At 71.4% G+C, this 22,303-nt stretch carries 30 protein-coding genes; 3 read left to right on the top strand and 27 right to left on the bottom strand.

Going from position 1 to position 22,303, the window contains the following annotated elements; genetic code table 11:
- Window positions 1-107 precede the first annotated feature (107 nt).
- The 27 genes from ACLJTM_RS32325 to ACLJTM_RS32195 form a co-directional block, all read right to left on the bottom strand.
- Entirely contained in the window at window positions 108-794 is a 687-nt protein-coding gene (locus ACLJTM_RS32325) for a hypothetical protein (protein ID WP_411107362.1), read from the bottom strand.
- Window positions 791-1,108 (bottom strand): hypothetical protein, encoded by a 318-nt coding sequence (locus tag ACLJTM_RS32320; protein ID WP_411107361.1) that lies wholly within the window; start codon window positions 1,106-1,108, stop codon window positions 791-793. The genes ACLJTM_RS32325 and ACLJTM_RS32320 overlap by 4 nt, the downstream gene beginning before the upstream one ends.
- Window positions 1,105-1,608, bottom strand: coding sequence for a hypothetical protein (locus tag ACLJTM_RS32315; protein WP_411107360.1), 504 nt, complete (start codon window positions 1,606-1,608; stop codon window positions 1,105-1,107). The genes ACLJTM_RS32320 and ACLJTM_RS32315 overlap by 4 nt, the downstream gene beginning before the upstream one ends.
- A 100-nt stretch (window positions 1,609-1,708) precedes the next feature.
- Window positions 1,709-1,939, bottom strand: coding sequence for a hypothetical protein (locus tag ACLJTM_RS32310; protein ID WP_411107359.1), 231 nt, complete (start codon window positions 1,937-1,939; stop codon window positions 1,709-1,711).
- A gap of 123 nt (window positions 1,940-2,062) precedes the next feature.
- On the bottom strand, window positions 2,063-2,242 hold the full coding sequence (locus ACLJTM_RS32305; protein WP_411107358.1) for a hypothetical protein: 180 nt from the start codon (window positions 2,240-2,242) through the stop codon (window positions 2,063-2,065).
- A 20-nt stretch (window positions 2,243-2,262) separates the two neighbouring features.
- Window positions 2,263-2,739 (bottom strand): Pycsar system effector family protein, encoded by a 477-nt coding sequence (locus tag ACLJTM_RS32300; protein ID WP_411107357.1) that lies wholly within the window; start codon window positions 2,737-2,739, stop codon window positions 2,263-2,265.
- A 119-nt stretch (window positions 2,740-2,858) separates the two neighbouring features.
- Window positions 2,859-3,665 carry a hypothetical protein gene (locus tag ACLJTM_RS32295; protein ID WP_411107356.1) on the bottom strand — a complete coding sequence of 269 codons (807 nt, stop codon included), beginning with the start codon at window positions 3,663-3,665 and terminating at the stop codon, window positions 2,859-2,861.
- A complete protein-coding gene (locus ACLJTM_RS32290; protein WP_411107355.1) occupies window positions 3,656-4,207 on the bottom strand; it encodes a hypothetical protein in 552 nt (183 codons plus the stop codon). The genes ACLJTM_RS32295 and ACLJTM_RS32290 overlap by 10 nt, the downstream gene beginning before the upstream one ends.
- Window positions 4,204-4,398 carry a hypothetical protein gene (locus ACLJTM_RS32285; RefSeq protein WP_411107354.1) on the bottom strand — a complete coding sequence of 65 codons (195 nt, stop codon included), beginning with the start codon at window positions 4,396-4,398 and terminating at the stop codon, window positions 4,204-4,206. The genes ACLJTM_RS32290 and ACLJTM_RS32285 overlap by 4 nt, the downstream gene beginning before the upstream one ends.
- A gap of 111 nt (window positions 4,399-4,509) precedes the next feature.
- Window positions 4,510-5,634 (bottom strand): DNA polymerase III subunit beta, encoded by a 1,125-nt coding sequence (gene dnaN, locus ACLJTM_RS32280; RefSeq protein ID WP_411107352.1) that lies wholly within the window; start codon window positions 5,632-5,634, stop codon window positions 4,510-4,512.
- A gap of 136 nt (window positions 5,635-5,770) precedes the next feature.
- On the bottom strand, window positions 5,771-6,037 hold the full coding sequence (locus ACLJTM_RS32275) for a WhiB family transcriptional regulator (RefSeq protein WP_411107351.1): 267 nt from the start codon (window positions 6,035-6,037) through the stop codon (window positions 5,771-5,773).
- A complete protein-coding gene (locus tag ACLJTM_RS32270; protein WP_411107350.1) occupies window positions 6,034-6,516 on the bottom strand; it encodes a hypothetical protein in 483 nt (160 codons plus the stop codon). Before ACLJTM_RS32270 ends, ACLJTM_RS32275 begins: the two co-directional genes overlap by 4 nt.
- Complete coding sequence (locus ACLJTM_RS32265; RefSeq protein ID WP_411107349.1) at window positions 6,513-6,794, bottom strand: hypothetical protein; 282 nt, start codon at window positions 6,792-6,794, stop codon at window positions 6,513-6,515. Before ACLJTM_RS32265 ends, ACLJTM_RS32270 begins: the two co-directional genes overlap by 4 nt.
- 87 nt (window positions 6,795-6,881) lie before the next feature.
- On the bottom strand, window positions 6,882-7,085 hold the full coding sequence (locus ACLJTM_RS32260) for a hypothetical protein (protein ID WP_411107348.1): 204 nt from the start codon (window positions 7,083-7,085) through the stop codon (window positions 6,882-6,884).
- Between the two features lie 65 nt (window positions 7,086-7,150).
- Window positions 7,151-7,630, bottom strand: a complete 480-nt coding sequence (locus ACLJTM_RS32255; protein WP_411107347.1) for a hypothetical protein — start codon at window positions 7,628-7,630, stop codon at window positions 7,151-7,153.
- 88 nt (window positions 7,631-7,718) lie between these two features.
- Entirely contained in the window at window positions 7,719-8,333 is a 615-nt protein-coding gene (locus ACLJTM_RS32250) for a DUF6919 domain-containing protein (protein ID WP_411107346.1), read from the bottom strand.
- 19 nt (window positions 8,334-8,352) lie between these two features.
- The gene (locus ACLJTM_RS32245) at window positions 8,353-8,883 is read right to left on the bottom strand and encodes a hypothetical protein (RefSeq protein ID WP_411107345.1); all 531 of its coding nucleotides are present in this window, start codon (window positions 8,881-8,883) and stop codon (window positions 8,353-8,355) included.
- A gap of 137 nt (window positions 8,884-9,020) precedes the next feature.
- On the bottom strand, window positions 9,021-9,683 hold the full coding sequence (locus ACLJTM_RS32240; RefSeq protein ID WP_411107344.1) for a hypothetical protein: 663 nt from the start codon (window positions 9,681-9,683) through the stop codon (window positions 9,021-9,023).
- A gap of 99 nt (window positions 9,684-9,782) precedes the next feature.
- Window positions 9,783-10,010, bottom strand: coding sequence for a hypothetical protein (locus tag ACLJTM_RS32235; RefSeq protein WP_398678342.1), 228 nt, complete (start codon window positions 10,008-10,010; stop codon window positions 9,783-9,785).
- Window positions 10,011-10,132: 122 nt separating this feature from the next.
- Window positions 10,133-10,732, bottom strand: coding sequence for a hypothetical protein (locus tag ACLJTM_RS32230; RefSeq protein WP_411107343.1), 600 nt, complete (start codon window positions 10,730-10,732; stop codon window positions 10,133-10,135).
- A 105-nt stretch (window positions 10,733-10,837) separates the two neighbouring features.
- Window positions 10,838-11,515 carry a hypothetical protein gene (locus ACLJTM_RS32225; RefSeq protein ID WP_411107342.1) on the bottom strand — a complete coding sequence of 226 codons (678 nt, stop codon included), beginning with the start codon at window positions 11,513-11,515 and terminating at the stop codon, window positions 10,838-10,840.
- Between the two features lie 158 nt (window positions 11,516-11,673).
- A complete protein-coding gene (locus ACLJTM_RS32220; protein ID WP_411107341.1) occupies window positions 11,674-12,564 on the bottom strand; it encodes a hypothetical protein in 891 nt (296 codons plus the stop codon).
- 191 nt (window positions 12,565-12,755) lie between these two features.
- On the bottom strand, window positions 12,756-15,398 hold the full coding sequence (locus ACLJTM_RS32215; protein ID WP_411107399.1) for a DNA translocase FtsK: 2,643 nt from the start codon (window positions 15,396-15,398) through the stop codon (window positions 12,756-12,758).
- 110 nt (window positions 15,399-15,508) lie between these two features.
- On the bottom strand, window positions 15,509-15,886 hold the full coding sequence (locus ACLJTM_RS32210; protein ID WP_411107340.1) for an RRQRL motif-containing zinc-binding protein: 378 nt from the start codon (window positions 15,884-15,886) through the stop codon (window positions 15,509-15,511).
- A complete protein-coding gene (locus ACLJTM_RS32205; protein ID WP_411107339.1) occupies window positions 15,886-17,484 on the bottom strand; it encodes a hypothetical protein in 1,599 nt (532 codons plus the stop codon). Before ACLJTM_RS32205 ends, ACLJTM_RS32210 begins: the two co-directional genes overlap by 1 nt.
- Entirely contained in the window at window positions 17,481-17,879 is a 399-nt protein-coding gene (locus ACLJTM_RS32200) for a hypothetical protein (RefSeq protein ID WP_398678372.1), read from the bottom strand. Before ACLJTM_RS32200 ends, ACLJTM_RS32205 begins: the two co-directional genes overlap by 4 nt.
- A complete protein-coding gene (locus ACLJTM_RS32195) occupies window positions 17,876-18,295 on the bottom strand; it encodes a hypothetical protein (protein ID WP_411107338.1) in 420 nt (139 codons plus the stop codon). Before ACLJTM_RS32195 ends, ACLJTM_RS32200 begins: the two co-directional genes overlap by 4 nt.
- Window positions 18,296-18,552: 257 nt before the next feature.
- Between ACLJTM_RS32195 and ACLJTM_RS32190 the strand changes: the two genes are divergently transcribed.
- From ACLJTM_RS32190 to dnaB, 3 genes are all read left to right on the top strand, one after another.
- Entirely contained in the window at window positions 18,553-19,332 is a 780-nt protein-coding gene (locus ACLJTM_RS32190) for a GntR family transcriptional regulator (protein ID WP_411107337.1), read from the top strand.
- A 575-nt stretch (window positions 19,333-19,907) separates the two neighbouring features.
- Entirely contained in the window at window positions 19,908-20,945 is a 1,038-nt protein-coding gene (locus ACLJTM_RS32185) for a hypothetical protein (protein WP_411107336.1), read from the top strand.
- Window positions 20,942-22,303 carry a replicative DNA helicase gene (dnaB, locus tag ACLJTM_RS32180; RefSeq protein ID WP_411107335.1) on the top strand — a complete coding sequence of 454 codons (1,362 nt, stop codon included), beginning with the start codon at window positions 20,942-20,944 and terminating at the stop codon, window positions 22,301-22,303. The genes ACLJTM_RS32185 and dnaB overlap by 4 nt, the downstream gene beginning before the upstream one ends.

Genomic DNA, 22,303 nt, shown 5'->3' with positions numbered 1-22,303 from the left:
GCTCCGGCCGAACCAGGCCGTCGGCAACCGCCCGGGCCGGGAGGCTGGCCTGCCTCCGGGCCGGGCGGCCGCCCGCGGCGACCGGCGGGCGCTCGGCGGTGCGGGAACTACCGGGTGCGGGCGAGCCCGGCCAGGATCCGGGCCAAGAGCCGGCGCAGCAGGGTGCGCCAGGTGTTCGGCCCGGGCGGAGGTACGGGTGCGGCGGCCGGCGGCGCCGGGTCGGGGTCGGGCAGGTCGTGGCGGCGGACCTGCCGCATCGCGGCGGGCCAGGTGTCCGCAGGGAACCCGGCGGCGGTCAGGGTCTCGGTGAGGAACGCCCAGCCGGCGGACCGGTCTTCGGTCTCGGTGCTGGCGTAGGTGACGCCGGGCTGGAGGCCGATGGCGAGGTGCCAGCGACCAGTGATGAGGTCGCGCTCGGCGGCCCATGCCCCGCCGTCCCAGCTCTGCAGGGTGCCGCCGCCGTGGGAGCATCCCGCACTGTCGCGCAGCCAGTTCGCCGCGAGCTGGTGGGTCCAGCAGCGGGCGGCAGCCGGGGAGGGGTGCTGAACCCAGGTGGAGGCGGTCGGACTGAACCACTCCTCCCACAGCACCGCGTACGCGATGCCGTCGACGGTGTGGACGGTCAGGTGCTCGCCGCGGAAGCGGATGTCATCCTCAGCCGGGGCGGCCTCGATGCGGGCGGCGAGTTCGGGTGCCTGGTGGAAGTGGCCGTGCCGCAGGCCGGCCAGGTGAGGTCGGTCGGACCAGCCGTCGCACGCGGCGGGCGGGCTGCCCTCGTGACCGGTGACGCTCACGACGCCTCCAGTGCCGTGAGAGCCGCGCGGGCCCGCTCCAGGCGCTGGCCGGCGGAGTCCTGGACGTACGCGGCGGCCTCGTCGATGACCTCGGTGATGTCCTCGCCGCCCTGCTCTTCGATCCGGACGCCGATGTCGGTCAGCAGGTCGGAGAGCATCCCGAGCACGCTGCCGGACTGGTTGCGGTCGTCGTAGAGAGCCTGGAGGACGGCGGCCTGGTACTCGTGGTCGGCGGTGTCGCCGAGCGCGTTCTCGCGCAGCGCGTGCAGGCCGAGACGGATGGCGGCGGCGGCCGTCGCGATGTCGGCGCTCACCGGTGGGTCGCCTTCACCGTGGCAAGCAGGGCGGCCAGGGTCTCCCAGGAGTGGTGCCAGCTCTGGTCCAGGCAGTACCGGCCGTTCATGCCGAAGTCGGCCAGGTTGAAGAAGTTCTTCTTGCCGGTGGCCTCGGCGAGCCGCTGGAGGAGGCCCTGGGGCACCCTGCGGTCGGCGGCGAAGTGGGTGGCTCCCGAGACCGTGAGGGCGGCGGCAAGTGCGGCCGGGTGCAGGCGGATGCCGAGGGCGCGGGTGCCGGCGAACAGGACCAGGCCCTGGGTCGCGGTGTACTGGAGCACGTGGTGGAGGCAGGCCCGGCGGCCGCCGTCGGTACCGACGGTGGTGACCGTGCCGTCCCCGTGCTCGTACTTCACCGGGGCGGCGTCGGTAGCGCCCTTGACCAGGGAATCGAAGTCGGACTGGCCCCAGTGGTCCGCGTGATCGGCCGCGGCGCGCAGTAAGGCGTAGGCGGCGGCGAAGGTGGCGGCGCGGTGGTTCATGATGAGTGTTCTCCTCGGTTCTGCTCTGGACGGGGAGCCCTGGGGGCGGCCGTACCTCTTGGCCGATGCTGCGGCCGCCCCTGGGATCTGCGGCGCCGGCCTACTGGTCGGCGGTGTAGCGGTTGACCTGGTTACGGACGTGCTCGCGGCTGAAGTCGAGGTGGTCGGCCACCGCCTTCTGCGTGAGGGTCTTGGCGTCCATCTCGGCCTTGACCGCGGCCCAGTAGGCGCGGTGGGCGGCTTCGATGGCCTTGTTCCGTACCTCGGCGGCCTCGTCGAGGCGGGCTTTGGCGGCGGTGGCCTCGGGGGTGTCGGGTCTGGTAGGGGTCATGGTGATCAGCTCCGTGACGGTTGAGGGACGATGTATCTGCCCCCTGCTCCGGTTGAGAGCGGGTTGGGCTGGCCCGGGGCGGGCGGCTTGGTTGGTAGCCGGTGATGCCGCCCGTCCCGGGGGTCAGAGCGCCTTGGACTTGGGCTTGCAGGCGTGCGTGAGGGCGACGTCGAGGATGGGTCCGATGCGGTCGGGGTAGTCGGTGATCTTCATCGAGAGCCCGCACTTGTGGCACTTGAACGTCGCGGTCTTCATCGGGGTGGTCAGGCGGGTGAGGGCCTGGCGGATCAGTTCGGCGAGCATGAGGGTCTCCTACCGGTCGGTCAGGCGGCGAGGGTGATGATCCCGGCGAGGACCAGCAGGGCGACGGCACTGGCGGTGATGTCGATGGCGAGCCGGAGCGCGCGGAACTTCCGGGCGGCGATCCGGGAGAGGGCCACGATCCGCTCGGCGCTGCGGTCGGAGGCGATGTCGGCAGCGGCCTGCTCGGGCGTGCAGGTCGCCCAGTGGAGGTAGGAGCCGCTGACATCGCCACCGAGGCGGGGGCGGACGATCAGCAGGACCAGGAGCATCGCGGCGGCCAGGGAGGCCGCGCCGATCCCGGCGGCGACGGTGGCGGCGGCGGGGAGGTCGTGACCGGGGACGGTGGCAATCAGGACGGCGAGGGGGAGGCTGAGGACGGTCAGGAGCGCGGACGCCTTGGCGTCGGTCCTGCCCATCTCGGCGATCACCTCGGTGCGGGCCTGGGCCAGGCGCGCCTCAGTGGGGGCGGCCTGCGATAACTGCTGGGTCTGTTCCATGATTCGTCGCCTCCGGGTCGTCGGTGCGGGCCCCTGCCCACACCTCAAGAATGCCAAGTCCGAGTTGGCATGTCAATACAGACTTGGCCAACTTAAAATTGCCATCGGGAAGGGGTGGGCTACTCGTCGGCGTGGTCCGCGTGCAGGTAGTCGTACGCGGAGCATGCCCTCCCCCACAGATCGCTCGCGTACTCGGGCGGCTCCTGGGCGCACAGGCGGGCATAGAGGTCGGGGAAGTTGCGGCCGGTGCCGTCGCCGCCGCCGTGGTCGCTGTCCATGGCCTCGGCCAGGGCGTACGGGTCGGTGGGCACCCGCGGGTCGAGGTGGTCGAGGTCGGGGCGGAACTCGCCCGTGGCGATGACGGTGCCCTCCACGTGCGCGGTGGAGGGCAGCTGCCTGCGCAGGCCGGCGGCGATCTCCTCGGCGCGGCTCTCGTGTTCGTACGGGCCGATCCGTACCGGGTCCAGGCCGGGGCGGTCGAGGATGACGGCGTGGCCGACCGGCTCGGTGTAGCGGACGGGGCGGCCGAGCTGGTGGGCGTAGGCGATCTCGGCGCGGGTGGAGTCGCCGACGTAGCAGCCGGGGTTGACGACCAGGACCTCGTCGCAGGCACGGATCTTCCAGCGGTGCAGCGCGTCCAGTGCGAGCTTGAGCTCCTCGGCGGCCGCGGGTTCCGCCCACATCGGGTGAGCCTTCTTCATGTCGATGCCGGGCGCGAGGACCACGCGGCCGGCGGCCGTCTCGCGGAAGTTTGCCTCGGCGAGCTCGCTCCAGAACCTGGTGGATCCGCAGAGGGTGACGACCGTGGGCCGGTCGGTGGAGGTGTCGGACGGGTTGAGCAGCTGCTCGGAGGCGGCGGGGGCGGCGGCCGCGATGAGGCCGACGGCCTGGAGGTCGCGGTGGTGGTGCTCGGGGTTCATCGGCATGTCTGTTCCTTCGGGATGGGCGGGCGCGGTCGGCGCGGGGTGGGCTGGATGCCGGACGCCGTGGTGCGCGCCCGGGGTTCATGGGCTCGGTCCGGAAGTGGCTGGGGCTCGGTCTGCGCGGCTCGGGCCTTGGCCTGTCGCCAGGCCTTGGCCAGGTGCAGCACGGCCTGCTCGTACGTCGGGGGGTCGGTGGTCTCGGCGGCGTCGCTGGCGGCGGCGAGCGCCTGGACGAGGGCGACGGCCTCGGGGACCGTCAGGTCGTCGAGGACGGCGAGCTCGTCGCTGCGGAAGGGGTCGATACGGAGCCGGCCGTACTCGTCCTTGATGCGGTCGTGGTCTCGCTGGATCACCCGCCAGCGCACGAGTCCGGGGCTGGAATCCGGAGCCGGTCGGCTGGGTCGGGGGCTGAGGATGAAGGCGAGCGTGACGAAGAACCGGGGCGTTTCCCAGGTCAGGCAGATGAAGGCGACGACGCCTCCGCCCCAGAGCAGGGACGGCTGCAGCGAGTGGATCCACTGCCGGGCGGCGTCCACCATCGTCATCGGCCCGTCGCGCGCAGCTCGTGCGGGTGGCACAGGACGGGGCCGATGAAGAGGCCGATCCGGTTCCCCGTCCACCGCCCTGCGGTGAGCGGGCCGGGCGGGACCTCGTCGACGATCCGCCCCTTCTTGCCCTTGGCCCGGGGGTCGTCCTCACAGGAAAGGATTTCCACCTCGGCACCGGCGTTGAACATCTGCTTCTCCTTGCGTGGTTGGTGTGCTGGGGGTGTCTGACCGCCGGGGGGTGGCGGTCGGCGCCGCGGGCCGGGGCGGCCGGCCGGGATGGTGGCCGCCCCGGGGGCAGGTCAGCCGGACTGGCGGATCGGCATGATCAGGTAGCGCAGCGCGGTGGGGTCCTCGTCGGTGGGGACCAGGAGCGCCGGCTTGACCGGGTTGACGATCTGGAGGCGGATCCGGTCCGTCTTCAGCGCCGTGATGCCGTCGAGGAGGTAGCCGGGGTTGAAGGCGATGGTGACGGGGGCGCCGGTGAGCAGGTCGGTGGTGGCGGTGACCTGGTCGCGGGCGGACGCGTCGTCGGCGGTGCCGGCGCTCAGGGCCAGGGCGCCGTCGGTGAGGTGGAGCTTGACGGGGTGACCGCGTTCGGCGACGAGGGCCATGCGCTTGACGGCGTCGGCGAGCTCGGCTGCGTCCAGGTCGGCGGTGGCGGTGAAGTCGCTGGGCCACAGGCCCTTGTGGTCGGGGAGCTGGCCGTCCATGGCGCGCAGGGTGAGGGTGCGCGTGCGGCCGGCCAGGCCGAGGACGCCGTGGGAGGCGGGGAGGGTGAGGTGGACCTGGTCGTCGGTGGCGAGGATCTTGGCGGCTTCGGCGAGGGACTTGGCCGGGATGGTGGTCTGGGTGGTGGCGCCGGTGGCCGCGGCGGGGGTCCAGGGGATGGGGCGGAGCGCAAAGCGGTAGCGGTCGGTGGCGGCGAAGGTGATCGTGTCGTCGGTGATCTCGGCCTGGATGCCGGTCAGGATCGGGAGGGCGTCGTCGCGGCCGGCGGCGGTGGCGACCTGGTGGATGGCCTCGGCGAGCGCGGGCCCGGCCACGGTGCCGCTGGCGGCCGCGGGCCGGGGCAGGGTGGGGTACTCCTCCAGCGGGAGGGTGTGCAGGGTGTAGCGGGTGCGGCCGGAGGTGAGAACCAGGCGGGCGCCTTCGAGTTCGAGGTCGACCGGATGGATGCCCTTGACCGTGCGGGTGATGTCGGCGAGGAGGCGGCCGGAGACCAGGACGGTGCCGGGGGTGGTGACCTCGGCGTCCACGGTGGCCTGGGCGCTGGTCTCGTAGTCGAAGGCGGCGACGGCCAGAGTGCCGGCGGTGGCCTCCAGCCGGATGGCGGCGAGGACGGGGACGGGGGGCCGGGCGGGCAGGGCCCGGGCGGCGTCGGTGACGGCGGCCGCGAGCGGGGCGAGGTCCGTACGGAGCTTCATCGTTGCTCCCTTCCGAGCGTACGGGCGGTTGTCCGGCCGGGGCCGGGGTCCGCCCGGATGTGCGGGTGAGGTCGGGGGCCGTCCGTCCGGTACGGGAGGAAGCCGTACCGGACGACGGGTGAGCGGGTGGTGGCGGTCAGGCGTCGCGGCGCTCGGCGCGCAGGCGGCGGCGGTCGCTGAGGGTGGTGCCGGCCCAGATCGCGGATCCGGCGCGGGTCGGGTGGTCCAGGGCCCAGGCCAGGCACTGCTCGCGGACGGCCTCGGGGCACTTGCTGAGGCAGGCCTCCTTGCCGTTCACGCGCTGCTTCGGGGTCCCGGTCCAGTCCTCGGGGTCGGCCCCGGGCGCCCGGCACGGTTCGTCGCCGGTCAGCTGCGGCCAGGGGGCGAGTTCGGTGGTGGTCACTCCCCCACCCCCGTGGACCCGGCGGCCGGGACGGCGGCGGTGGGCAGCAGGTGCTCGAAGGGCTCCCAGGCCGCGAGCTCGAAGGACATCTCCAGGAGTTCGAAGGGGTACTCGACGCCCTGGGAGTGGTCGTTCTGGTCCGCCTTCTCCGGCGGGAGGTTGGAGTGGTCTCCGCCGTCGGCGTCGTCGGCGGCCTGGTCGAGGTCGATGTACGCGACGACGACGTGGGTGGCGTTGCGCTCCAGGACGTACAGGCTGCGGACCGGCATCTCGTCGGGGTCGACGTCGTGCCGGCGGACCCAGGTCTGGCGGGTGGCGGCGATGGCCCAGGCCTCGCTGGCGTCGGCGGCGTCGGTGACCTTGGCGCAGGCCGTCGCGTACTCGGTGCCGGCCTCGACGAGTTCGTTGACGCGGGCGGTGATGTGGTCGCTGAGGGCCTGGGTGCCGATCAGCCAGGTCAGGGAGGCGAGGCCGGTCACGATGCCGCTCCCGTCGGGACGAGGGTGCGGGAGATCTTGGTGGGGGTGAGGAGGTGGTGGAGCGCAGAGCCGTGGTGGTGGGAGCCGAAGGTGGCGGGGAGGCCGCAGCTCCAGCAGTCGGCCTCGTCGCCCTGCCAGGCGACGGCGCAGCGGCTGCACACGAACGCGCGGTCGGCGAGCAGGGGGTTGGCCTTGGCCAGGGACTTCAGGAACCGGCCGGCGGTGCTCAGCCGGCGGGTGGTGGAGGTGCGGTGCTGCTTGCGGCGGGTGGCGTGCATGATGGTGGTCTCTCTCTCGTCTTGGCGGGTGAGGGGCCCGGGACGGTCGGCGGTTTCTCAGGCCTTGACGGCCGTCCCGGGGCGGAGCTATCGGTCGATGTCTTTGTGCGTGGCCTGGTCCCAGCGCAGGTCCCAGCCGGGGCGCAGTCCGCGGGCGGACCAGTCGGTGCGGTGGGCGGCGGCGGGGACGTCACGGCCGGCCAGGGTGTGGAGGAGGGCTGTCTCCCAGGCGCGCTGCGCGGCCCGGCGGGCCTCTCGGCCGCTCTCGGCGAGGCCGGTGAAGACGTGCACGCCCCGCTCACGAGTACCGACGCGCTCTATAGGGACGTCGACCTCCCACATGAACTGGGGCATCGTCACCCCTCCGCGTCCGGGTCGTAGTCGACGAGGACGGGCAGCACCGTGATGCTGATGCTGGTGACGGACTCGTCGTCCGGGCCGGGGCCGAACAGCACGAGGTCCTCGTCGACGTAGTCGTCGCTGTTGTCCGGCACCCACCCGGTGGTGGCTCCCTCCGGGAGGGGGCAGCGCTTCAGCCAGGCCTCGCCCATGGCACGCGCCGCCTCCCGGGTGGTGAAGGTGGCGTACGGGATGTTGCGGCGTGAGACGCGGTAGACGGCGAGGGCGGCCGGCTTCTCGTCGGTGAGGCGGGTGATGCCGGGGAATACGGCCTCGGCGGCGGTGAGACGGGCCTCGATCTCCGCGGCGGTGCCGAGCAGCTGGAGGATCTGGGCGGTGAGCGGCAGCGTGCCGGCGGCGGCGTGGCGCTGGATGTCGGCGAGGACGGTGTCGAAGTCGGTGTCGGTGTCGGTGTGGGTGACGGTGTTGGAGGTCATCGGTTCTCCGTCTCGTGGCGGGCCGGGCTGTCCGGTCCTCGGCGGTGCCGGACCGGCCCTTGACCGGGCCGGACACCGCGGGGGGCCGTCAGCTGCCGGTCGTGGTCGGCAGGTGCAGGGCCTGGTCCAGCACGGTCCAGAGGGCGGTACTGGGCTCGAACGCGCGGGCGGCGATGGTGAGCTGGGTGGCGCGGGCGACCGTGTCGAAGGCGGTCTCGTTGATGAGGCTGCTGGGCCAGGCGCCGCGGAGCTCGAAGCGGGTCCAGGTCCGGCCGTAGCGGGTGTAGTCCATGCCGTTGACGCGGGTGACGACCAGGCCGCGCTGCTGGTAGTCGCCCGGGAACTGGACGAGCAGGAGGAGGCCGGCCTTCTCGGCGGATTCGGCGAGGCGGGTGCGGAGCTCGGGGTCGGCGACGAAGCCGGTGACTGCGGCCCGCTGCTCCCACAGGTTGCCGTTGTAGTCGGCGGCGTCGTGGCCGGGCTGGAAGGAGTCGGTGAGGAATCCCGCCCGGTTCGCGGCGGCCATCAGCGGGATGAGCGGCTGCATCTCGTCGTCGGGGCCGTAGTTCGGCTTGACCCCGGGGTGGGTGCGGATGTCGCCTTCGAGCCAGCGGGCGGTCAGCTCGGCGAGTTCGGAGAAGGTGGTGGCGGCGCGCCAGCGGCGGCGGTCCGCGCGGTGGGTCCAGGGAAGCCGGATCGGCATGAGGGTTCTCCTGTCGGGTTCAGAGCTGGGAGGCGAGGGACTCTGCGCCGTATGCCTCGGTCTCGCGCTGGTCGATCAGTAGCTCGTAGGCGCTGACGGTGTTGGGCTTCATGGGCTGCCGACCCCAGACGTGCTTGAGGTAGTCGAGGTGGAGGCCGCGGGCGGCGCGGTCGCCGAGCTGGTGGGCGTGGATGAGCTCGTGCACGAGGGTCTCGGCGACGTCGGCCTCGCTGCGCATGTTGGCGATCTGCAGGACGATCAGCACGCCGTTGCGGTCGATGGTGGTCTGGCCGTAGGCGCGTCGGGAGTGGCGGTCGGCGCGGCTGACGGCGTTGACGTGCGTGGGCGTGATGCCGGGCAGGAGCTCGGCTTCCGCGGTGTTGACCAGGTGGTCGAGCTGGCTGGTGTCGCCGTTGAGGACCACGTGGATGGCCGCCGGCAGTGAGCCGAACTTCTCGCGGACGAGCTTCTCGGCGTCGGGGGCGATGGCCTTGGCGTACCTGCTGTAGCGGCCGCCTCCGAAGACGAAGCGTGCGGTGGAGATGCGCATGTGGGTGCCTTCCGCTGGAGTTCGGGTGGGTTGGGCGGTGGATCCTGGGATGCAGGGGGATCGCGCCGAACCCCTACTGACAAAATAACTATACCTACAATTCATCACTTCGTCTAGGGGTCCCGCCTCTCCCGCCGTCAGTCCCCCGCGCGCTCGGCGAGCTCGGCCGCCCGCTGGAGGAGGTCGAGGACGGCGCCGACAGTCGGGACGGCGACGTTGTTGTGCACGGCGATGTCGAACTGGCGGCCAAGGGCCTGCGGGTCGCGGCCCTCCCGGCGCCACTGCTCCTCCATACGGGCGCGGTAGGCGGCCGTCGGCTGGGCATACGCGGCCGGTTCGGCCATCGCGGAGCGGATGTAGATGTGGGAGCGGCTGGCGGTGTCGGCGTCGGCGGGGGCGGCCATCAGGGCGCCGAGGATGCAGTGGCGCCCGGTGGCGTCGCGGAGTTCCCCTCGGCACCAGCCACCGGTGGCCAGCGCGGCGGCGGCGCGACGGATGTGCACGCTGGCCCGGGTCGCCGGGCGCTGGTGGCGGCGGGTGATCCTGTCGAACAGGGAGGGGCGGGCGGCGGCCTGGGCGGCGGCGGTGGCCCGTTCGCTGCGCTCGACCTCGGCGAGGCCGGCGGCCACCAGGGCGGGGATGTCGAATCCGGCCGGGGGCGTGTGCTGTTCGGGGGCCGGGGCGGGCGCGGGGGCCGGGGTGATTTTCTTGAGCCAGGCTTCGACCTCGTCGGCCAGGAGGCGCGTGCTCGCGTCGGGAGCCTGGGTGCTGAAGGCGGCGGGTGCTGCGGATGCGGGCATGGCGAAGCCTTCCTGCCTGCTGCGGGATGGTGGGTCGGGAGCTCCGGGGGCGGCCGGCTGAGTATTGGCGACCTGGCGGCCGGCCCCGGAGGCGGTGGATCAGGCGGTGTACTTCCGAACGTTCTTGTAGACGTAGTCGCGCTTGCGGCCCATGGCGTCGGCGACGTCCTGCTGGGCGCCGTGGTAGCTCTTGCTGAGCTCGCCCATCCGCTGCCAGAACTCCTTCTCGGCGGCGAGTACGGCGTTGTCGCGTGCGGTCTGGGCGATCTGGACGGCGGCCTTGATGTCTTCTGCGGTGCTGGGCTCGGTGTCGGGTCGGGGGGGCATGTGGGCTCCTCGCGGATGGTGAGGGACGATGGTTCCGGCCCCCTGCTCCGGTTGGAGCGGGTTGGGAGACCCGGGGACGGCGGGCTGAGTTTGGCGACCTGGCCGCCGTCCCCGGGGCGCCTCTACTGCAGATCCTTGCGGGCGTCGTCGGCCGGCTGGTCACCGGCCTGACCGTGCCCGAGCACCCTGTCGGCCTTGCGCAGGTGGAGGGCGGACGCGTAGAGGCGCTGGGCCTGGTCCTCCTCCCCCTGCTCGGCGAAGGCCACGGCGAGCCTGCGCGTGAGGGCGCCGGTCGTCTCCAGCAGTCCGCTGGTGCGCAGGCTGTGCTGGATCTCCTCCGGGTCGGCGCCGGAGTCGAGGTCGTCGTGGATGAGGCCAACCTCTTCGGCCAGGGCGTAGGCGGTGTCACCGTCCCAGCGGTCCGGGTTGATCCAGTCGATAAGCCCCTTGGCGGCGGCGTCGATGACGTAGAGGGCGCCGACGAGGGTGAGCCACGTGAGAACGGCTCCGGGGACGGTCAGGTTCGCGAGCGGGCCGTCGTTGTAGATGATCGCGCGGAGTCCGAGGGAGCCGGTGCCAGCGATGATCACGATGCCGTCATAGCGGATGACGGCGGACAGGGCCTTGACGCCGGCGCGCCGGGTGCGCGCGGCCCGGACCGGGCGGTTCTCCAGGGACTTCGGGCGGGCCGTCTCGACGGGGTGGACCAGGAGGTGGGTCACGAAGGGCTCCTTCGGGCTGGTGGTGCTGGGCGGTTGGGAGATCCCGGGGCTGCCGGCTGAGTTGGCGACCTGGCGGCCGCCCCGGGAGGAGAAGGTGCGGGTTGGTCAGGCCGGGTCGCGGTCACCGGAGAGGGCGGCGACGGTCCGCAGGTGCTCGCGCTGGGCGTCGATCCGCTTCTGGACCTCGCGGGCCAGCGGCCCACCCCGGAAGGACTCGTAGTCGTAAGTGCTGCCGAGGACCCATCCGCGCGGGTCCACCGAGATGGCCTTGTACGCGCCCTCGGGGTAGAGGTCGGCGTAGACGAACTTCTCGTGCACGGTGGCGATCTCCAGGCCCTTGCGGTCCCAGACCGTTGCGGTCTCCAACGCCCAGTTCTGGGCGGCGACCAACTGGGACACGGTCGCGCGCCAGTGCGCGTCGGGCGCGCTGTCCAGGGAGGCGAACCGCTCGTCCATGGCCGTGCGGGCCCGGCTGTAGGCGCCCCAGAGGTCCTCGGCACCGGTGGTGACCTGCTTGAGCACGGCGGTGTAGGCGGCCATGCGCCAGAGGCGGATCGCCTCGTCGTACTCGGCGTCGATGAATGCGCGGCTCGCCTCCGTGAGGCTCTCGTCCTTCCACGTGTAGAGCGGCCGTTCGGGCTCTGCCTCGGCGCCGGTGAAGGGCCGGAAGCTGAAGACAAGCCGGTTGAAGCTGTTGGGCGAGGCGCCGGTGAAGTGCGGGTGGTGGTAAGCGCGAGCCTCGTTGGTGACCCTGTCGATGTCTCCGGCGCTGATGGTGGTCATGGTCTCTCCGTCGTGTCGGGCCGGGTGGTCCCGGCCGGGTACGTGCATGGAGGAGCGGGACTTTCTCTCTGGCCCGGGGGCCTTGCGATGACTCAAGTATGCATCTCGTGCGAATGCATTTCAAGGGAATGCATTCATGGATTTGCGGGGCTCTCCACCTACGCGTCCTCACTGGGGCGGGCGCCGCCCGTCGCGGGCGCTCCGGCGCCGGTGGCCGCCTCCTCGCGGCGGGGCCGGGCCGTCGAGCCCGTGGGGGTGCGGCCGCCGGTGCGGGCCCGGGCGGCCTTGCGCTCGGCGGCGGCCAGGGCCGCCGCGGCCGGGCCCTCACACTCGGTGCACGTGGTGTCCAGGCCCGGCGCGACGATCCGCCCCTTGTCCTCGCAGACCAGGCACGCCGGCCCCTTGACGGGGGCGGGCATGCCGTACGCGGCGCGGTACTTGGCGACGGAGGGGATCTTCGGCCCCGGGGCCTGCTTGCCCTTCTTCTCCGCCGAGGCTGGCGTCTCCTGCGGGATGCCGGCCTGCATGGCCCATGCGGTGCGGATGAGGGCCGCGACCGGGGAGTAGGCGACGTTGAGGGCCTTCTTCTTCACCTTGCGCACGCGGCGGCGGACTTGGCGGCGGACGCGCTTCTTCGCTTCCCGGACGAGGATCTTGGTGACGATCCGTGCGGCCTTGGGGACCTCTTCGACCAGGTCGATGGGCGGGGGCGGCTCCTCGCCGAACCCGGCCTCCAGGATCCAGTACATGTCCCAGTTCGGGGTGGTCCAGCGCATGTCGGCCCAGGCGGTGAAGTGGCCGGGGTCGATGAGGTGCTCGGACCACTCGTGCCGGGCCGGGCAGAGCACCTGGACCACGGGCTGCGCGGCGCGCTCCAGGACGAGGGTCAGGCCGGTGTCGGCGCCGCACATCGGGCAGGCGACGGGCAGGGCCTGCCACACGACGCGGATGGTGTGGTCGGGGTCGATCCGAAGGTAGTTGAAGCGGCGCTCGGCGGTGATGCGGTAGTAGCCGGCGTCCGGGTCGTGGGTGCGGGTCGGGTCGATCATTACGGACTCCTGGGGATCTTTCGGGCGGGCAACAGCCGGGAACGGGGAGGAACGTGCAGGTCAGGGGGCCGGAACACGGTGGGAACAGGTGCTGGGAGGGGAACACCGCCACCGGTCTCGTGCGGTGTTCCGTCCCTGTTCTCGGCCTGTTCCGGCTCGCTGACCTGCGTGTTCCTGGAGTGTTCCTGCGCTCAGGAGGCGCTGGCGTCCTCGCCGGTGATCTTCTTGAGGTGGCGCAGGCAGTAGCCCTTGACCGTGCTCTTCTCGCCCGGGCGCCGGTAGCTGTCGGTCGTCCAGGACTTGCCGCCGGGGGCGAGCACCGCCTTGATCGCCGCCTTCAGCGCGACGGCGCGGGCGGCCTCCTGGTCCGCGGTGTCCTCCCCGTCGAACGCCTCCAGGTCCCAGCGGTCGGCGTCGTCCTGGGCGAGGCCGGCCGCGATCTCCTCCAGCTGGAGGCCGCTCGGGTCCCCGGCGGCCCGGAAGACCTCGCGGATGGAGGTGATCAGCTGGGGGACGCCCTGCTCCTGGCCCCCGGCGGCGTAGTTCCGGGCGCTGGTCTCCATCAGGCTCCTGAGCGAGATGCGGCTGAGCTTCGCGGACTCGGGGTCGATGTCGACCAGCCCGGCCTGGGCCCGGGCCCGGCCGCGGCGCAGCAGCTCCTCGGGGTCGGCGTAGCAGCCGCGGTACGGGATGGGCTCGCAGTACGCGCTGCCGGCCATCACGTACACCACGGAGGCGTCGTTGATCTGGTCGCCCATGGCGGGCACCAGCCGGTCGGCGCGCCAGCCCTGGGCGAGCATGCCGTCGCCGAGGACCTGGATGACGTCGTCCTTGTCGCAGGCCGCCAGTACCTGGACGGGCAGCTCCACGACCCAGGTGTTGTCCTTGATTTTCTCCTTCGTGACGCCTTGGCCTGCGATGACCTCGGTGGCGTCGCTCTTGGCGCAGGTGATCGAGATCTCGGCGAGCATGCCGTCGAGGTCCCAGGAGACCTGCCGCTTGAGGTCGTCGTCGTAGTAGCCCTTGCGGCTTTCGCGGACCAGTGCGGGGAACTCGTCCACGATGACCTTGATGCCGGGCCGCGCCCGGGAGGTGACCCAGTTCTCGCCCATGCCGAGGCGGTCGAAGAGGGCGGGCCGGCCCTTGCCGATGTCGAGCACCCACTGGAGCGCGGTCTTCGCCTCGGCCGGGGTGGTGGCGACCACGTGCATGGCGTGCCGGAGTCCGCCGAAGCCGCTGCCGGCGCCGCCCAGGTCGATGCCGATGACGATCTGGTCCTCGGTCGCGGTGAGCACGTCGAGGATGGCGCGCAGGATCGTGGACTTCCCCGAGCGGCTCTTGCCGACGACGTTGACGTTCGTCCGGCACATCGGCAGGGCCAGGGGACGGCCCGCCATGTCGCCGCCGATCTGCTCCTTGTGGAGGTCGGCGGTGGAAATGGACTTCGGTTCGCGGATGGGCAGTTCGGGAACGGCCTGCCACGGGTTGGGGCCCGGTACGCGGATGACGCAGTAGTTCCGGGATTCCGCGGACTGCTGGAGCAGCACGCTGCCGGTGCGGACGCCGGGAAGGCAGGCCTCCAGCGTGTCCAGCCCGTTGGAGATCTTCTCCGGGGTCATCCGTTCCAGCCAGACGTGGATCTCGAACCCCCACGCGTGGGGGTCGACGCGCAGTGCCGAGAGGGTGAGCTTGAGGTCCTCGGTGAGGGCCTGGCGCATCATCTGCTCGAACATGCGCGGGGTCATGCCCACGCTGACCTGTTGCGGGGCGCCGGCCTCGATCCGCTCCAGGCGCTCCAGCTCCTCCTCGCTGACCTCGACGTCGCGGCCCAGCAGGGAGACACCGGCGAGGTTGAGCACCAGGGCTCCGAGGAAGCCCCAGATGTCGGCGAAGCCGTATGCGGCCGCGTCGGCCAGGACCAGCGGACCGTAGGTGACTCCGGCGCGGAACGCGACGGCCCGCTTCGCGGTCTTCCGGGCGCTCTGCGCAACGGCCAGCTGCTTGCCGGCCTCCAGCTGGAGCTTGGCCGCCGCGGCCTGCTTCTGTTCGCGCTTCATGAGCGCGAGCTGCGCGCGGCGGGCGCTGCGCTTGGCCGTTTCGACGGCGGCGAGTGCCAGGCGCTCGTCGGCCGCGGCCTTGTAGCCCTCCATGCCGATGACCCACGAGCACACCCGCCGCTCCCCGCGCAGGGCCCGCGGGACGATCCCGTGCACGGTGAGCTGGCGGGCGGCGGCCTTTCGCGCCCGGCGGCGGGCCTGCCGGCGCAGGTAGGCGTAGCGGGCCTTGCGGCCGTCCTTGGTGCGCAGCTGCGGGTTGATCCAGGGGCGGTCGCCCTCCGGGTCCTCGCGCAGCTTCCACTCCTCGGGGGTGTAGACGGTGCCCTCGACCGGCCGGTTGTGCTCCGGCGCCGGCTCGTCGTCCGCGTCCTCGTCGTCCGCGTCCTCGTCTTCGTCGTTCGGGTAGTCCGTCGGCTGGGCCGGGATGGCGGCCGGCGCCTCGCGGTCCGTGTGCAGCAGCGCGGTGAAGTCGGTGCCGGCGTCGCCGTAGAGGGTCTCGAAGACCGGCTCCAGGTCCTCGACGAGCTTGATCTTCACCTCGCGGGCCTGGGATCCCTGGTCGGGGCCGACGACGCCGAGGGCCTCCAGCGCGTCCATCATCCGGCCCGTCAGTTCCCATCCGATGCGCAGCTTGCGCTGGAGCATGGACCGGGAGCCGAACTGGGTGGAGACGATCAGCTCGGCGGCCTCCCAGAGCACCTTGCGGTCCATGGCCTGGCCGATCTTGGCCCACAGCTGGGGGTCGTCGACTTTCGGGTTGGTGTCGATCTCGGTCATGCTGGTCACGCCTCCTGTCGGGGGTGAGCGCGGGGCGGGGAAGCCGGGCATCGCTTTGGTCGGTTGAGACCGGCGGGCCCCGCCCTGCGCTCTGGGGGAAGGTGTTCGGGTCAGGCGGCGTTCGCGCCGCCGGGGCAGTCGTTGCAGACCCCGTAGCGCTTGGGGATCTCGTAGTCCTTCTCGCTGTTGCACTCGGGGCAGACCCGGCGGGCCGCCACCGCCTTGCGGATCGCGGCCCATCGCGCCTCCGTCATCGGCCGCTTCGGCTTGGCCAGCTCGACCAGGTAGAGGGCGGCGAACATCGGGCTGCCCTGGCGGGTCCACCCGAGCTGGCCGGCCACGGGCTGGCCGCCCGGGCGCAGCCCGCGGGCCCGCAGCTGTCGGTAGGTGGCCATGACCTCGGGGTCGGGGCCGAGCTTCCAGGGCCAGGTCGGTATGCCGAACTCCTCGCCCTTCGGGTCGTCGTAGCGGGGGCTGGTGCGCGGCATCACCGGCTCCCGGGGCCAGCCGGGTTGCTGCGGGTCGACTTGGCCTTGGCGAGGCGGTCGTAGACCCAGGACTTGCTCGGCTCGATGGCCTTGTCTCCGTGGGCTTCCTCGCGGCGCTGCTTCGTCTCCGCGGTGACCCCCTTGGCGGTGGGGATCCGGCCGTCGCGGATCTCGCTGCGGATCCACTCCTCGATCGCGGCGTTCTCGGTCGCGTCGTAGTTCCTGGCGGTTTCCGCGGCAGCCCTCCGGGCGCCCCGCGAGAGCCTTCGCACAGGAGCCGTCACGGACCGCCGCTTCGAGCCTGCGGCCGCGGCCTCGCGCTTACGTGCGGACGTCTTTTCGGGTGTGCACGCGGACGAGGGGACGGACGTGTTGACCTGCGAAGATCCATTCCACCGGAAAGCGTTCGCCGGGCCCTCCACGAGTCCGTCACGGGTGCCCGCAAAGACCCGTGTGGGGAGGGTTGCAGGCTCTTCCGCGACCGGCTTCACGGACTCCTCAGGGACGCTCTCGGCCGCCACTGCGGACACCTTCGCGGAAGCGGTCAGGCGCATGCGGCGCGCGTCCGCGAGCTCCTCCAGGACCTCCGCCAGACGGCCTTCCGCATCCACCCGCAGCCCGAGCATGTCGGCCGACAGATGCCGCAGCAGCTCCTCGGGCAGTTCGGCGCCGGTGCCTTCGTGCACTCCGTACGCAGCGTGCCAGGCCTCGTCCTCGGAGAGCAGTTCGTGCCCGGCAATCGCGCGCAGCGTCTTCGCCGTCGCCCACACCTTCGGCAGCAGATCCTCGCGCTGCTTGCGGGTGGCCTTCACGTCCTTGCGCCGGGCCCGCTCGGCCTTCAGCCGCGCCCGGGCTTCCTGGTGCCGGCCGAGCTGGACCAGCTGCCAGACGGCGATAGGGATGATCGAGGACGCCGCCAGGACGGCGCCCAGGATGGTCCCGTACTTGTCGCCGCCGACCTGCTGGCCGTGCAGCCAGTTGATCCAGGCCGCCAGGCCCGCGAAGGTGTAGATCGCGATCCGGTACGGCCAGGGCGAGCGGCCCTGCTGCATGGCCTTGGCCTCGCCGGCCGTGGCCGCCCAGGCGGAGCACTCCAGCATCACCGGCAGCAGGGCGACCAGAAGGAAGCCCACCCAGCCCATCTCGGTGAGGATGCCCGTGCCGGTCAGCGAGGCAGCCTGGGAGATGAGAGCCGGGACGATGCTGCAGGCCATGACGGCCAGCGCGGCGGCCAGGTCGAGGTGTTCGGCCAGCCACGCCGGGGCGGCGTTGAGCCGAGCGGCGAAACGCTCGCGGGCCTCCTTGCGGCGCCGGGCCTTCTCCCGCCGCTTCTCCTTCTCGGCCGCCGCCTTCGCGGCCTGGTCGGCCTTCTCCTTCGCGAGCCTGGCGGCGGCCTCGGCCTCCTTGGCCTTGCGGACGCGCTCGGCCTCGCGGTCCTTGGCCTCCTGCTCATCGGCGGCGCGCGCCCGCTCCTGCTCGAAGGCCTGCTGCCGCTCCTCGCGGTCGAGACGGGCACGCAGTTCTTCGGCCAGGCGGTTCTGCTCGGCCTCGGCGGCGTTGTCCTCGCGGCGGGCGGTACGGAAGTCGGTGAGGCTCACGGGGTACCTCCGGCGGTCGGGGTGGCCGCGTGCGGGGCGTAGCGGTACAGGGCGGCGACGAGGGCGATGACCAGGCAGACGCCGATGCGTTCGGCGACACCGGGGGTGAGGCCGAGGAGCCAGGCGCCGCCGGCCACGGCCAGGGGGAGCTGAATCGCGCCGAGTTCGGCGAGGAGCCGGGTCAGTCGGGCGCGGATCTCGACGATGGGCGTGTGGCCTCGGCTGTCGAGGTAGGCGAGGCCAGCGACCGGGAGCGCGAGCAGTACGCGCTGCCACCAGGTCGCCTCCAGGCCCAGGAGCCAGCCGGCGCCGAAGAGGATGAAGGCGGTGATGGACCACGTCGTCACCAGGGCCTGGACCTTCAAGGGCAGGCCGCGCGGGGTGCTGGTGCTCATGCGACCTTCACCTCCCGCGCGGTGAAGACGGCCGCCGGCACCGACTTGCCCTTCCGGACGGAGGACACGAGCGCGACGGTGACCGGGAAGGGGATGGAGCCGGGGCGGTTCGGGCGGGAGTCCGCGGGGACCAGGCCGAAGACGCGGTCGGTCTGCTTCGCCTCGGGCTCGCCCGTCAGCCGGCGGATCAGTTCGGCGACGCGGGCGGCGGTCGTCGGGTCGTGCTCGGCGATGCCCAGGATCACGTCGGCCTGGAACTCCAGGCGCTCCGCCTGCTGTTCGGCCGACTCGTCCAGCGGGGCCAGCCAGTCGACCGGCCTCACGCCGGTCGTCAGCTGCAGCTGGCGCAGGATCTCGACCTGTTCCAGACCCTGCGGGTGGGTCGTGCGGCTGCTGGCTGCGAAGATGGTGTTCACGGGTCGTTCTCCTCAGACGTGGACGGCCTGTGCGCGGCTCTCCGGGTCTCTGCCAAGACCACCCGGAGGGCCGTTTTTGGCATGGCGGTGCCGTCGTTGAATGCACGGGTAGCCAAACCATAGGTAGCCCTTCCGGCACCCCCGGTTAGAGCTATCGGTAATGATGAGACCACCCCGACATGCCGCACGTCAAGACTGACGCGCCATTAGAGATAGCTATATAGTGATGGCGTTGGATGCTTAGAAAGGCGGCCTGAATGCCCGTTTCGTACCGCGAGATCGCTGCTGCGCTCCGGCAGCAGATCTCCGATGGGCGGTATCAGCCGGGAGACAAGCTGCCCATGCTGACCGAGCTTCAAGAGCAGTACGGGGCTGGCTATCAGACCGTCCGCAGCGCTATTCAGCTGCTGGAGCAGGAAGGCCTGGTCGTCGCTGTCCGGCGGAGAGGGACGATCGTGCGTGAGCGTCCGGAGAAGCGCCGAATCACGAGGTCGCGGCAGGTCTACAGGGACGAGATCGGGTACTACTTCGATCCCGCCGCCCAGTCCTGGGTGGCACTGGAAACGCCCACCGTGAGGTGGGGCGTGGTCCCCGTGGACCTTGCCGCCACCATGGGGCTCAGCGTCGGCTCGGAGGTCCTCATCCGGGACCGGATCATGGGCGACCCGGACACCCGGGCCGCGATGCAGCTGGCGACCAGCTACCTGCCGGCCGACCTCGTCCGCGGTACCCAGCTCGCCGAGAGCGACACGGGCCCGGGCGGCATCTACGACCGGCTCGAAGAGATGGGGCACGCGCCGCTCGCCTGGAAAGAGGCGGTGTCCGCCCGGATGCCGTCCCCGGAAGAGGCCGAGTCGCTGGGCCTCCCGGCCGACGTCGGCGTTCCACTGCTGCGCATCGTCCGCGTTACCCGGTCCACGACGGGCCAGGTGGTAGAGATCAACGACACCCGGATGTCGGCCGAACTCTTCGAGATCGGCTACGACATCGAGCGCGATGGAAGTGCCCACACCGGTGCGGAACCCGCATCGGCCTAGACCCCGAGGAGAGGTCAAGTTGAGCAGTTCACCGTAGACAAAGAGGACGGCCGCCCTGGTTGCACAGGACGGCCGTCAAGCGACTCCCCTGCCGGCAAGCAATCCGGAGTCGTGGTTCAGCGCGGTGACCGCGCTGGGTGCCTGGACCATCAGGCCCGCCGGTCACCTACCCAACAGCATAGACAACGACTCCCGGGCAAGCCCAGACAGGCTTGCCCAGTGGCCTGAGTCACACGGTTGACCGGCTGATCCACGGCTCCCTTGATCAAGGGACCGTATGTGTCACACCTGAGAAAGGCCGCCGCGGCGGCTGTACCCCTCCCATCCCACCGACCTCCCGGCCCGCCCGCGCACTCGGCGGCGCACACTGGCTTGCCCGGTGCCGTCTTGCCCACGCCGCGCGGGAATGGGCAAGCCTGTCACCTGGGCCTTCCGAGCAGTGGGCAAGCCTTCGGGCAAGCCCGCATGTGGAGAGTTCACGGCACAACATCCACTAGGAGGTGTGCCGTGCACGTACCTGTGCACCCCGGGTCCGCAGCGATCCGTCCCACCGCCCTCGTCCCGGGAGGAGCGGTATGCGCCACGATCTGATCCCCCGGGTCGTCAGCGCGGCCGCCATCGACTGGATCAAGTTCGATGCCCTGCTCGCCCGCGATGGCAGTGTCGAGCCTGTCGACAAGGCGCTCTATGCGGCCATCGCCTCTTTCGCCGACCAGGGCACCCGTGAGACCGACGATGCCCCGGACGCCGACGACATCCCCACCCGCAAGGTGCTCGCCCGCTGCATCGGGAGGTCGGTCGACACCGTCGACCGGTCCACGAAGCGGCTGGAGGACCAGGGGCTGCTGGAGGTCGAGCGTCGCCCGGACCCCAACAACCCTCGCGTGAACATCCCCAGCCTGTACCGGCTGCTCGACCACGAGCGGTGGGACGAGCGCGCCGCTGCCCGAGCCGAGAAGCGGCAGGCCGAGCGGGAGGCCAGGGCTGCCCGAAAGGCGAAGCAGCAGGCCAGCAGCCCCAAGAGGGGTGGCCGCACTGGTGCGGCTACCCCTGGCGAGGGGGTGGCCGCACCAGTGCGGCCAGGGGGGCCGCATGGACGCGGCCAGGGTGGCCGCACCAGTGCGGCGGTTCCTTCTTCTCTTAAAGAATCTCTCTCTCAAGAGGGGGGCGCGCTTGATGCGGCACCCGGTGAGGGTGGTGCTGTCGTGACGGAGAGAGAGACCTCGGCTGCGCCGGAAAACCACGGGGTGGTTCCCGCCCAGCGGACGGCAGACCAGGAAGCGGAGCAGGTAGTCGCCGCCTACCGGAAGGCGCTCCGCAGGCCCATCACCAGCAAGGCCCTCGGTACGATCCGCTCCGCTGCCGTCGACCTGCTGGCCGATGGCTTCCCCTCCTGGTGGCTGTGCGACCGGGTCCAGGAGATGGCCCCTCGCGGATGGACCGACCTGCACAAGCACGCCGATCGCTCCACCGCGCCGACCGACCTGAGGGCCGCTGCTGTCGAGTGGTGCGGTGACTGCGGCCAGCACGACCGCAAGCGCTTCAACGACCAGTACGAATACGTGGACTGCTGGACGTGCAGCCCGATCGCCCTTGCCGGAGTAGCCCAGTGAAGGAACTCGAACTTCCCGAGCAGCGGGGCGGCCTCGATGGTGCCGCCCCGCCGCACGACCTCAATGCCGAGATGGCGGTCCTCGGCGCGATGCTGATGTCCAAGGAAGCCATTGCCGAGGCCGTCGAAGTCCTGAAGCCGGAGCACTTCTACAAGCCGGCCCACGCGACGATCTTCGAGGCCACTGTCGGGATGTACCTGCGCGGAGAGGCCGCCGACCCCATCACGCTCTCTGCCCTGCTCACGCAGCGGGGCGAGAGCGCCCGGGTCGGCGGCAGCGCCTATCTCTTCACCCTGACCGGTTTCATGTTCGGAGTCGGCTCCGTCAGGTTCTACGCGGAGATCGTCCGCGAGACGTGGTCGGTGCGGCAGGTCATCATCGCCACCCGCACCACCCTGAACACCGCACTGCGCGGCGAAGGCACGGCCAGCGAGCTCGTCGCCGCGCAGCAGCGGGCCCTGCTCTCGGCAGTCGACGAGGACGAGGACGACGGCCTGGGCCTGCTCGGGCCGGCGCTGGAGGACTTCCACGATGACTACGAGGAGCGGGCGGCCAACGCCGGCAAGCTCAGCGGGATCAGCACAGGTTTCACCGACCTCGACTCGCTGACCGGTGGTCTTCAGCCCGGGCAGCTCATCGTCGTTGCCGGCCGTCCTGCAATGGGCAAGTCGACCCTCGCCCAGGACTTCGTGCGGGCCTGCTCCCTGAGGGACCGAGAGCCCTCCGTGTTCTTCTCCCTGGAAATGGGCCGGCGCGAGATCACCCGCCGAGTGATCTCGGCCCAGGCCCGGGTGCCGCTGCACCACATCACGCACGCGATCCTTCCGGACGAGCTGCGCGCCAAGGTCGACCGAACAACGGCGGAGCTGATGGATGCTCCGCTGTGGATCGACGACTCCGCCAACCTGAATCTGGTCACCATCACGGCCAAGGCCCGAAAACTCCGCGAGCGCCAGGGGCTCAAGCTCATGGTCATCGACTACCTGCAGCTGATGCAGTCCGGCGCCGGGCGCCGTCCGGAAAGCCGGCAGCAGGAGGTCTCCGACATCTCCAGGGCCCTGAAGATGCTTGCCAAGGAGCTGCAGATCCCCGTGGTGGCCCTGTCCCAGCTCAACCGCGGATCCGAGCACCGGACGGACAAGAAGCCGGTTGTCTCCGACCTGCGGGAGTCCGGTGCGATCGAGCAGGACGCGGACATGGTGATTCTCCTGCACCGCGAGGACGCCTACGAGAAGGAATCGCCGCGCGCGGGCGAAGCCGATCTCATCGTTGCCAAACACCGCAACGGCCCGACCGCCACCATCACGACCGCGTTCCACGGCCACTATTCGCGCTTCGTCGACATGGCCAGCACCTGA

Origin of the sequence: Streptomyces sp. cmx-4-9 (assembly GCF_046548835.1) — a bacterium.
Lineage (GTDB): Bacteria > Actinomycetota > Actinomycetes > Streptomycetales > Streptomycetaceae > Streptomyces.
Note: the sequence above shows the minus strand (reverse complement) of the source record. Positions and strands in the feature narration are given on the sequence as shown.